This is a genomic window from Enterobacter sp. JBIWA003, assembly GCF_019968825.1.
GTDB lineage: Bacteria > Pseudomonadota > Gammaproteobacteria > Enterobacterales > Enterobacteriaceae > Enterobacter > Enterobacter quasiroggenkampii.
Genome location: NZ_CP074170.1, coordinates 38,836 through 49,536, shown reverse-complemented (window position 1 = coordinate 49,536; position 10,701 = coordinate 38,836). Strand labels below are relative to the sequence as shown.

Genomic DNA, 10,701 nt, shown 5'->3' with positions numbered 1-10,701 from the left:
CTTAAAGCATGAAGGCAATGCGCCAGTTAACGCTCACATGATCCGGGCCGAGCCAGTCGGGATAGTGCAGGGGCGTGCCGACCGAAATCTGGCTGCTGTACCAGCGCCCTGCGCTGCTCAGCCCCACCGAGCCTCCCCATAACGTGCCGGAGGCAAAGCGGTCCTGACGGTCTTTTTCCAGCCAGCCGCCGTCAACGGCGACCGTTGCGCTCACCGCGCCAATCACCGGAAGGGTGAAGAGGGAATACCCCAGCTCGTTACGCCAGTAGCCGCCGTTATCCCCGGACAGGTACTGCTCTTTAAAACCGCGCACGGAGCTTTCGCCGCCGAGCGTCAGGCGCTCGGAACCGTACAGCCGATCGGGCGACCACTGGCCGTAGGCGCTGGTCAGCCACCAGGCATTACGGGTAATCGGCCGCTGGAAGCTGGCGTTCAGACTCCATTTGCGGAATTCCGCGCGCGGCACATCCCCGGACTTATCTTCGTCGGTTTCGGCATTGAACCACGGCATGCCGTGGCTCCAGGTCGGGTTGAAGGTCGCCACGCCGCCCAGCATTTTTTGCGTGTGCGTGATCCCAAGAATCAGGCTGGAGAGGTTGCGCGTGCTGCTCTGAAGCGGCGCGTCGTTGAGCCAGTTGCGGCTGGAGCGCTGAACCACGCCAGCCGCAATGCCGGTTTTCACCTCCCCGTTGCGGAAAACCACCCATGACGCGTTAACGCGATGGGTTTTGGTATCGCCCGTGGAGAGCCAGTTGAATCCCTGGTTATTGATGGTGGTCCGGTAGTTACTCCAGGCGTAGCTGTAGTCCAGTAATCCGTAGCCAAACGGCACGCTGACGCCCGCCTGGAAATTCTGCGCATCGTACGCGCTGGCAAAATCGCTGCTGCGCCCGCCGCTGACAAACCATTTATCCGCCAGCCCCAGCATATTATTGGCGGTGAGCACGCCACTCAGCTGATCTTCGCCGGTACTCTTCTGCCCGCTATTATCCAGGCTTACGGATACACTTAAGGGAAATTCCGGTTTTGCCGTGAGATTAACGATGGAATATCCGGCCTGTGTTCCCGGAAGAATTTCAATCTGAACCGGGTCAGTACGCAAACGGTTAATTTGCTCCATGCCCTGTTCGATGTCGCGTAAATTAAGGATGCCGCCCACCCGTCCCGGAAACGCCATTTTCAGCATACGCGGCGTTTCGCCTTCCAGACGGATCGCTTCCAGTCTGCCTTCCAGCACAACAATATTCAGCTGGCCGCCGGAGAGATCCTGCTCGGTAAGAAAAGCGCGGCTGGTGATATATCCCCGGCTGATATACCAGTCAGAAATATGGGCGAGAAGCTCCGTTATTTTCGCCATATCCAGACAGCGGCCCTGCCACGGCGCGACAAGGGCCTGCCGATTTTTCGGGGAGATTAAGGTCGCACCGGAAAGGGTAATGGTATGAATAGTAAAACAGGGCCCGGAGCCGGTAACCGGCAGCGGTCTGGCGGGCGCAGGGCGAGGAATACTGCGCTCCAGTTCCTCACGCTGTTGCTGGTTCTGTAATAAAAGCTGCTGCTGTTGCTGTTGAATGGAATCGCGATCGGCCGGCGATAGCGGCGCAGCATTGGCGCGCGCTAAAAAAAAGACGGCCAATAAGATAGCAGCAGCATAATTTACTAATGAAATTATTCTATTTTTTATTTTGGAGCTATTCATCCATGCCACAAAAATGTCCGCAATGATTATTTGCGTAATATAAGAGCATTCTTAAAGCGAGTATATCTAATTTGCGTTAGGGCATCTGAAATAAATTTTTCTTTCAGAAAAATGAGAAGGGTATTAAGAAAAAATACGAACTAATTTAACTAAACCTTAAATCTTGAGTTAGCCCGAATACACTAGCTGTGAAGACGGAAAGTTTTTCGCCACTCTGCGGGACTCACCCCAAAACGCGCTTTAAACTGCTGTCGCCAGGTGACGGCGGAATTAAATCCCACCAGCTCAGCCACGCGTTCAATCGGCATATTTCCGGCTTCCAGTAAGATCTGGCTGCGCCGCAGGCGTTCGGCGGTCAGCCAGTCGGTGACGCTCATCCCCGTAGCGTTAACAAAATGACGGGTCAGGGTGCGGCGGCTCATCGAGACCACGTCCGCCAGCGAGTCCAGACTATGCGGTTCGGTGATGTGCTGCTGCAGGTAGTCGATCAGACAGTTAATGCGTCCGTCGCGGGTATCTTTAGGCACCGGCTGGGCGATGAACTGCGCCTGCCCGCCCTCGCGGTGGGGCGGAACAATCATCCGGCGGGCAATCTGGTTAGCAACCAGGCTGCCAAAGCGCTGGCGAATGATATACAGGCAGCAGTCGAGGGCTGCGGCAGTACCGGCGGAGGTGATGATATTGCCGTCATCCACGTAAAGGGCATTAATATCCAGCTGAACGTTAGGGAAGAGCGACTGAAATTGACGTTCGAACTCCCAGTGGGTGGCCGCACGTTTGCCGTCGAGGATCCCCGCCCAGGCCAGCACAAACGCCCCCAGACACAGCCCGACGATTTCCGCACCGTGGTCTCTCGCCTGTACCAGGCTGTCGAGCAGCGACTGCGGCGGGCGTTCAAGAACGTGCTGCCAGTAAGGAACGACAACAATATCGGCCTGCCCAATGGCGGTAAAATCCTGCGTGGCGTTGAGAGCAAATCCGTCTTTTGAGGTGAGAAACCCTGGCGTTTCGGCGCAGATCGTCACGTTAAAGCGCTTTTCTCCGGAGACCGAGTCGCCAAACAGAATGCAGGGAACGGAGTAGTGGAACGGGCTGAACCCGTCTACCGCGACAATCGCGACGTTGATTAGCGACATCTGTCTCTCCTTTCCCTTTCTTACACTCAGAATATAACGGTTTCGCCATCCTGGGGAATGCTCACTGCGTCACTCACCTGGTTGGCTTCAACGTACTCCCGCAGCGCGCTGCGGGTTAACAGACAGTGGTTAATGGCTTCCATATGGATCGCCACAATTTTAGCCTGCGGCAGCAGGAAATGGACGTTGAGCACATCCTCCTGCCCCATAATAATGGGCCCAAAACCAATGACGTGGGCATAGCCGGCGTTCAGTATCACCACGTCCGGCTGGTGCTTTTGCAGATCGGCCGCCACCTCGTCACGCCAGACGGTATCCCCGGCAATATAGAGCGTCTTCTCATCAGGATGACGCAGCACCACGCCACAGGCCTCGCCCAGCCGCTCCGCCAGTTCGGGCACGGCGTATGCGCGATCGGTACCGTGCTGGCCGCCGTGGGTCTTCGCAATTCGAATCTCGCCAAAGGTGGTCTCGTCGGTCATGACCGTCAGGTTGCTAAACCCCTGGCTGCGCAGCAGCGCGGCGTCGCGGTCATTTTGTACGTAAATGGGTTTGTCTTTGGCGATCAGTTCCGCCGCGGCGCGATCCCAGTGATCGTCATGGGTATGGGTGACGATCACCGCGTCGGCGTCCAGCAGCGCGTTGACGTCAACGGGGAGTTCGACCGTCGGGTTGCGGCGTTCGGCATGAGCCGTGCCAGGGAAGCCCGGATAAGCGCCCTGTGGGGCCAGCATCGGGTCGACTAAAAGACGTTTTCCGGCATAGGTAATCAGCTGGGTGGCGTTGCGAATGTGGGTGATGTTCATGGGCTATCCTCCGGTTGGTGTGATAAGGAGGATAGCCAGCCGTCGCGCGTCACGCTGTGGGTTAAAGAGCGATTACCGATGAAATCGGGCCAATTTACGTCACCGTGCTTTATGCAGGTGCTTTTACCAGCCCGGCACCGCCCCGCCGTTAAAGATCGTCTCCGCTGCTTTCGCTACTTCAGGGGACTGATACGACTGGATAAATTCCTTCACGTTCTCCGCGTCTTTGTTGTCTTCGCGCGTCACCACGATGTTCACGTACGGCGAATTTTTGTCTTCGATAAAGACGCTGTCATGCACCGGCGAAAGCCCGGTTTGCTGAATATAGGTGGTGCTGATGATGGCGACATCCACTTTCGGGTCGTCCAGCACGCGCGGCAGCTGCGCCCCTTCCAGCTCCATGATTTTCAGCTGCTTAGGGTTGGCGGTAATATCCAGCGCCGTCGGCAGCAACCCGGTATCTGGCTTCAGGGTGATGAGCTTCTCTTTTTGCAGCAGCAACAGCGCGCGTCCCAGGTTGGTCGGGTCGTTTGGAATGGCAATGGTTGCGCCGTCCTTCAGGTCAGACACGGATTTGATTTTGCGGGAATAGCCAGCCATCGGGAAAACAAAGGTGTTCGCCACGGCCACCAGCTTGTAGCCATGCGCCTTGTTATCCTCTGCAAGGAACGGGCGATGCTGGAAGACGTTGGCATCCAGTTCCCCCTGGTTGGTGGCATCGTTAGGCAACAGCGAGCCGCTGAAGCCCACCAGCTCCACGTTCAGGCCATATTTCTCTTTTGCCACCTTTTTGGCGACTTCCGCCACGTCCTGTTCGGCGCCGTTGATGACGCCGACTTTAATGTGTTTGGCATCGCTGCCACTTTGATCGCACCCTGCCAGCAGCAGGCCAGCCAGTACCAGAGCACCCAATCGACGTTTCACAAGACAGTTCCTTTTGCTGAATGTTGTAGTGACTATATCGACAACGAGGCGGGGAAATAAAAACCGAAAAAGAATCAATAAGAAGGATCGGTTATATGCGGGTATGGCCGGGTGACGCTTCACCACCGGGCATCAGGGATCACAACGTTGTCGTCCAGTCCTCGACGGCAAGCTCCTGCACCATTCTGAATGCACGATCGTTAGTAACAATCGTTGTTCCCCGACTGATAGCATGTGCAGCGATCAGTTGATCGAGATCCCCCATCACTTTCCCTTTCTTTTCCAGGGTTGCACGGAGTTCACCGTACGTTGCTGCGGCGTCGCTGTCCCAGTCGCAAATCGTGATGGTATTGAGAAACTCCCGGATTGTTTCTTTCAATCTACTGCTTTTCTTCTTGTCAGCACCATACAGCAATTCCGCTTCGGTAATGCTTGAGATACAAACGTCACCCGGCGCCAGACATGTCATTCTGCTTACAACCTCCGGGTGTCGTTTAAACAAGTGACTCACAATATTCGTATCCAGCATATGTCTCATGAGCATGCTCCATCCAGAGGGTCTCTTGTCGTAACACTCTGATTGCGTTCCTCCTTGCTCAAAAACGTATCTGGTACGTCCGTTTCTGCCAGCATGCGGAGAAAATTATCCCAGCTCTTTATTAGAACTGGTTTTGCCGCCAAAACGACATTCCCCTCCTCATCCCGTCGGATGTAGACGCTCTCCGCATCAAACGCGAATTCAGCAGGCAGCATAACGGCCTGATTCTGACCCTTTCTGAATAGTTTTGCTGTGCGTTCCATTGCTATCTCCATGGATGACTTGACCAGGCCAAAGCATGCGCCAGGGCCCGAAAAGAAGACAAGCAACACGTTTTAAATTAGGAAAGCGGCTCGCAATAAATAGCAGAATGCATAATGACAGAAACGGGCTTAAAGGGCTTTCGCCAGGTAATGTCGCTGCATGCCCGAGTACGGATAATCCTGCAAAGACATCTGCAGCTGGTACCCCTGCTTTTCATAGAACGGACGCGCCTGGAAGCTGGCGGTATCGACCAGCGCGTGCTTGCAGCCTTTGCGCCTGGCTTCTTCTTCGGCCGTTCTGATGAGCTGACTGCCCACGCCGGTTCCGCGTACGGTATCGCTCACCCAGAGATAATCAATATTCAGCCAGTCGCCTTTGCGCACGCCGATTAACCCGCCTAGCATCACGCCATTTTCGTCCCGCACGTAAACGCCAACATCGCCGCTAAAATTTGTCAGATCGAGAAACTTTCCGTTAAAAGCCCTCAGCCCCGTCAGTAACTCCTCTTTCTCTTGCGTCGTAACATTATCAGTAATGCTCAGGTGCATATTTTTTCTCCTTGTTATCTGTGCCGTTTCACTATCTCACACACGCATCGTGGAGAAAATTCATACTTTCGGCTGGCGTCGCTACACTGAATGTAACGATATATTTCATGGGAAGCCTGTGACTTCTAATGGGGGTTGTTGATGAAAGCTGCGCATCTGGTCTGCCTGCTGGTTTGTCTGCTCTTCGCCGCGTTTGTCCATGCTCAGGAAAAGGAGGATCCGGCGAAAGAGGCGCAGATTAAGCAGCAGGTCATGAAAGATATAAAGAAAACCTGTACGCCACAGAAAAAGCAGAGCGATAAGGCCTGGCAGGCGATGATTTTGTCGTCAGAGGCCAATCAGCTGCTGATCAAAAATGCCGTTACCGCCGTGAAGCGCGACAACCTGGACGCCTACTGGGCGGCGATTGGCCAGGTGGATTGTATGGAAGATTATTGAATGCTGCTTGCCGGGTGGCGGCTGCGCCTTACCCGGCCTACACAATATTTTTAACGCTTACGCACGTCTGGAATAATTAAATCCCCGCGCAGCACATACGAGCCGAGCATCTGCGTTTTCTCCGTCAGCCAGCTCACGATACGCGCCGCCATGGCATCCATTGAATATTCAATCGCCGGGATCACCGGAATACCCGGCAGGTGCAGCGATCCGGCCAGGCTGAAGACCATAATGTCGTCTGGCACGGATTTATTAAACGCCTGCAGCTGCGGGATCACCCGCTGGGCTTCCTGCTCGTCCGCCACCAGCAGTGCGTTGAAGTTCAGCGTGCTGGCGTTATTCAGCAGCTCCTGTAGCGCAACGGACGAGGAGGTCGCGTCCATGAACACAAGGTTGCGATTAAAGGGCAGGAAATTTTTCTCCAGCGCGTGCTTGTAGCCAAGCAGAACCTGGTCGGCAAACCCGCTGCCGTGCGGGTGGATCAGGGCAATCTGGCGTCGACCCTGGCTGGTCAGGTAGTTACAGGCGGTTTCGGCGGCAAAGGCGTGATCGAACTGAATGCTGTTGGAATTATCAGACTCCATGCAGTCGACCAGGATGACGTTGTCCATATCGACGTCCAGTGGGAAACGCGCGCCAATCACCAGGATGTCATCGCAAAGCCCGCGAGAGAGTTCTTCAAGGGCGTGCATTACTTCCGCTTTACTGTGCGCGAAGCGCAGCAGCAGGTGTTTTTGATGCTGGCTGAGCTGTTTTTCCAGCGCGTAGAGATAACCGGTGGTCTGGTTAATATTTTCCTGCGCGCAAATGACCCCGATACAGCCCGTCGACTGGCTCAGCAGCGACTGGGCAATCACGTTAGGCCGGTAGTTCAGCTCATCCACCGCTTTCAGTACGGCCTGACGGCTGGCTTCCTTTACGCCACGCGACCCACTCAACACTCGCGATACCGTGGCTTTAGACACCCCGGCAAGACGTGATACATCATTGATTGTCGACATCTCTTTCCCCTGGCAGGCTTACCTCGCGCCTGCAAATTCCATGACCGCTTCGGCTCACATTATAGCCAGAACGGAGTATATCCGTTTCCGTTTTCCATGGAAAACGATTTTCCGTTTCCACTCAAAATGATGTCAAAACAGCCAAATTATGTGACCTGCATCCGGTTAGTTAGCCTCATAAGTATTGGATCTTGATGGTTGTCACAGTTCTGTCTTTTATGAATGGAAACCGGTTTCCGTATCATGTCCAATCATCCTCGCAATAACTTTTTACATTTAGAGGAGGGTTGTCGATGTTCAAGATTATGCTGTGCTGCTCTGCCGGGATGTCCACCAGCCTGTTGGTCAGCAAAATGGTCGATGTCGCGAAAGAACGTGGTTTGCCGGTGAAGATTGATGCGTACGGTGTTTCCGAATTTGATACGCAGTTTCCGCAATACCAGGTGGTACTTCTCGGACCGCAAGTGAAATACATGTTACAGACACTCTCAGACAAGGCGGCGACGCATGGCATTCCGGTGCAGCCCATCGACATGATGGACTACGGCATGCAGCGTGGCGATAAAGTACTGGACTTTGCTCTGTCGCTCATCGAAGCGGCACACTAAAAGGTGTTCACATGAGTTCGTTATATCAATCCATGGTCGCGGTGATTGAGCAGTCAATTACCCCGCTGGCCGCGAAGCTCGGTCAGCAAAAGTATGTGATTGCCATCCGCGACGGCTTTACCGCCGCGCTGCCGTTTATGATCATCGGCTCGTTTATGCTGGTGTTCATCTTCCCGCCGTTTTCGGCGGATACCACCAACAGCTTCGCCCGCGGCTGGCTGGATTTCTCCCAAACCTACCGCGAACAGCTGATGCTGCCGTTTAACCTCAGCATGGGCGTGATGACCTTCTTCATCTCGGTAGGGATTGGGGCGAGCCTGGGGCGTCAGTTTAACCTCGACCCGGTGATGTCCGGCCTGCTGGCCTTTATGGCCTTCCTGCTGGTCGCCGCGCCGTATGCCGACGGCAAAATCTCGACCCAGTATCTCTCCGGCCAGGGCATCTTCACCGCGCTGATTACCGCGATCTACGCCACCCGCGTCTACGCCTGGCTGAAGCAGAACAACGTCACCATCCGCCTGCCGAAGGAAGTGCCCACCGGCGTGGCGCGTTCGTTTGAGATCCTGATCCCGGTGATGGTGGTGATCGGCACGCTGCATCCGCTGAACCTGTTCATTGAAGCGCAGACCGGGATGATTATCCCGCAGGCGATCATGCACCTGCTGGAGCCGCTGGTGTCCGCGTCTGACTCCCTGCCCGCCATTCTGCTCTCCGTGCTGCTGTGCCAGATCTTCTGGTTTGCCGGTATCCACGGCTCGCTGATTGTTACCGGCATCATGAACCCGTTCTGGATGGCCAACCTCTCGGCAAACCAGGCGGCACTGGCCGCAGGCGCGGCGCTGCCGCACGTTTACCTGCAGGGCTTCTGGGATCACTATCTGCTGATTGGCGGCGTCGGTTCCACCCTGCCGCTGGCGTTCCTGCTGCTGCGCAGCCGCGTTACGCACCTGCGCACCATCGGCAAAATGGGCGTGGTGCCGAGCTTCTTTAACATCAACGAACCGATTCTGTTCGGTGCGCCGATCATCATGAACCCGATGCTGTTTATCCCGTTCGTGTGCGTTCCGCTGGTCAACGCCTGCCTGGCGTACGGTGCAACCAAGCTCGGCTGGCTGGCGCAGGTCGTCTCGTTAACCCCGTGGACTACCCCTGCACCGATTGGCGCCTCGTGGGCGGCGAACTGGGCGCTGAGCCCGGTGGTAATGTGCCTGGTCTGCATGGTGATGTCGGCGCTGATGTACCTGCCGTTCCTGCGCGCCTACGAGCGTACGCTGATTAAAAACGAAGAGCAGAAAGCCCAGGCTGCAACCGTGGGTGCCGCTGAAGCTACAAGCAATTAAGTCAAAGAGGAAGGGTCATGAAATACGCATTTCCCGATAACTTCTGGTGGGGCAGCGCAAGCTCCGCTCTCCAGACGGAAGGGGCAAGAGAGGGTGACACCACGTGGGATTACTGGTTTGCCCGCGAGCCGAACCGTTTTCACAACGGCGTGGGGCCGCAGCAGACCTCCACGTTTTATCAGCACTGGAAAACGGACATTCAGCTGTTGAAACAGCTGAACCACAACAGCTTTCGCACCTCGATTAGCTGGGCGCGCCTGATCCCCGACGGTATCGGTGAAGTGAACCCGGACGCGGTCGATTTTTATCATCAGGTCATTGATGAGCTGAATGAACAGGGCATCACGCCGTTCATCACCCTGTTCCATTTCGACATGCCGATGGCGATGCAGGAAATCGGCGGCTGGGAAAACCGTGACGTGGTGGACGCGTACGCCCGCTATGCGCAGATTTGCTTCGAGCTGTTCGGCGACCGCGTGCTGCACTGGTTTACCTTCAACGAGCCGATCGTGCCGGTGGAAGGCGGTTATCTGTACGACTTCCACTATCCGAACGTGGTGGATTTCCGCCGGGCGGCCACCGTGGCGTATCACACGGTGCTGGCGCATGCGAAGGCAGTTCAGGCCTACCGCGCCGGGCATTACGCGGGAGAGATCGGCATCGTGCTGAACCTGACGCCGTCGTATCCGCGCTCGCAAAACCCGGCGGACGTGAAGGCGGCGCACGTTGCGGATCTGATGTTTAACCGCAGCTTCCTCGACCCGGTCCTGCGCGGCGAATACCCAGCGGATCTGGTGGCGCTGCTGAAATCTTACGACCAACTGCCCGCCTGCAAGCCGGAAGACGGTTTCCTGATTGCGGAAGGGAAAATCGACCTGCTCGGCATTAACTACTATCAGCCGCGTCGCGTGAAGTGCCGCGACAGCGCGGTGAACCCGCAGGCGCCGTTTATGCCGGAATGGTTCTTTGATAGCTACGAGATGCCGGGCCGCAAGATGAACCCCTACCGCGGCTGGGAAATCTACGCGCCAGGTATCTACGATATTCTGATTAACCTGCGCGACAATTACGGTAACCCCCGCTGCTTTATTTCTGAAAACGGGATGGGCGTCGAAAACGAGCAGCGCTTTATTGAAAATGGCCAGATTAACGATCAATACCGCATTGAGTTTATCTCTGAGCATTTAACCTGGCTGCATAAAGGCATTAGCGAAGGGTGTAATTGTCTTGGCTACCATATGTGGACATTTATCGATAACTGGTCGTGGTGCAATGCCTATAAAAATCGCTACGGATTTATCCAGCTCGATCTGGAGACGCAGCAGCGCACCATTAAGAAAAGCGGAGAGTGGTTTGCCGCCACCGCCTTAAATAATAGTTTTGAAAAAGAGTAATGATA

General features: G+C 55.4%; 12 protein-coding genes. 4 read left to right on the top strand and 8 right to left on the bottom strand.

Going from position 1 to position 10,701, the window contains the following annotated elements:
• Window position 1: 1 nt before the first annotated feature.
• The 7 genes from KGP25_RS00245 to KGP25_RS00215 all read right to left on the bottom strand — a co-directional run bounded on the left by KGP25_RS00245 (window position 2) and on the right by KGP25_RS00215 (window position 5,915).
• Window positions 2–1,699 carry a ShlB/FhaC/HecB family hemolysin secretion/activation protein gene (locus tag KGP25_RS00245; RefSeq protein WP_223540610.1) on the bottom strand — a complete coding sequence of 566 codons (1,698 nt, stop codon included), beginning with the start codon at window positions 1,697–1,699 and terminating at the stop codon, window positions 2–4.
• Window positions 1,700–1,881: 182 nt separating this feature from the next.
• The gene (locus KGP25_RS00240) at window positions 1,882–2,835 is read right to left on the bottom strand and encodes a helix-turn-helix domain-containing protein (RefSeq protein WP_223539745.1); all 954 of its coding nucleotides are present in this window, start codon (window positions 2,833–2,835) and stop codon (window positions 1,882–1,884) included.
• A 26-nt stretch (window positions 2,836–2,861) separates the two neighbouring features.
• Window positions 2,862–3,641, bottom strand: coding sequence for an MBL fold metallo-hydrolase (locus KGP25_RS00235; RefSeq protein WP_223539744.1), 780 nt, complete (start codon window positions 3,639–3,641; stop codon window positions 2,862–2,864).
• Window positions 3,642–3,764: 123 nt separating this feature from the next.
• Complete coding sequence (gene nlpA / locus KGP25_RS00230; protein WP_223539742.1) at window positions 3,765–4,565, bottom strand: lipoprotein NlpA; 801 nt, start codon at window positions 4,563–4,565, stop codon at window positions 3,765–3,767.
• A gap of 139 nt (window positions 4,566–4,704) precedes the next feature.
• Complete coding sequence (locus KGP25_RS00225) at window positions 4,705–5,103, bottom strand: type II toxin-antitoxin system VapC family toxin (protein ID WP_023293716.1); 399 nt, start codon at window positions 5,101–5,103, stop codon at window positions 4,705–4,707.
• Complete coding sequence (locus tag KGP25_RS00220; protein WP_111967631.1) at window positions 5,100–5,366, bottom strand: AbrB/MazE/SpoVT family DNA-binding domain-containing protein; 267 nt, start codon at window positions 5,364–5,366, stop codon at window positions 5,100–5,102. The genes KGP25_RS00225 and KGP25_RS00220 overlap by 4 nt, the downstream gene beginning before the upstream one ends.
• Before the next feature lie 129 nt (window positions 5,367–5,495).
• Window positions 5,496–5,915, bottom strand: coding sequence for a GNAT family N-acetyltransferase (locus KGP25_RS00215; RefSeq protein ID WP_223539741.1), 420 nt, complete (start codon window positions 5,913–5,915; stop codon window positions 5,496–5,498).
• A 141-nt stretch (window positions 5,916–6,056) separates the two neighbouring features.
• Between KGP25_RS00215 and KGP25_RS00210 the strand changes: the two genes are divergently transcribed.
• A complete protein-coding gene (locus KGP25_RS00210) occupies window positions 6,057–6,353 on the top strand; it encodes a YicS family protein (RefSeq protein ID WP_044597403.1) in 297 nt (98 codons plus the stop codon).
• 50 nt (window positions 6,354–6,403) lie between these two features.
• Here the strand turns inward: KGP25_RS00210 and KGP25_RS00205 are convergent, their stop codons facing one another.
• Complete coding sequence (locus KGP25_RS00205) at window positions 6,404–7,354, bottom strand: LacI family DNA-binding transcriptional regulator (protein WP_008500131.1); 951 nt, start codon at window positions 7,352–7,354, stop codon at window positions 6,404–6,406.
• Between the two features lie 293 nt (window positions 7,355–7,647).
• On the opposite strand from KGP25_RS00205, the gene KGP25_RS00200 reads away from it, so the two are divergent.
• From KGP25_RS00200 to KGP25_RS00190, 3 genes are read left to right on the top strand one after another with little or no spacing between them, the layout of a single operon-like run.
• Window positions 7,648–7,962: a PTS sugar transporter subunit IIB gene (locus KGP25_RS00200; RefSeq protein WP_008500132.1), complete on the top strand. Its 315-nt coding sequence runs from the start codon at window positions 7,648–7,650 to the stop codon at window positions 7,960–7,962.
• A gap of 11 nt (window positions 7,963–7,973) precedes the next feature.
• On the top strand, window positions 7,974–9,302 hold the full coding sequence (locus tag KGP25_RS00195; protein ID WP_008500133.1) for a PTS cellobiose transporter subunit IIC: 1,329 nt from the start codon (window positions 7,974–7,976) through the stop codon (window positions 9,300–9,302).
• Window positions 9,303–9,319: 17 nt separating this feature from the next.
• The gene (locus KGP25_RS00190) at window positions 9,320–10,696 is read left to right on the top strand and encodes a glycoside hydrolase family 1 protein (RefSeq protein WP_196365581.1); all 1,377 of its coding nucleotides are present in this window, start codon (window positions 9,320–9,322) and stop codon (window positions 10,694–10,696) included.
• Window positions 10,697–10,701 lie beyond the last annotated feature (5 nt).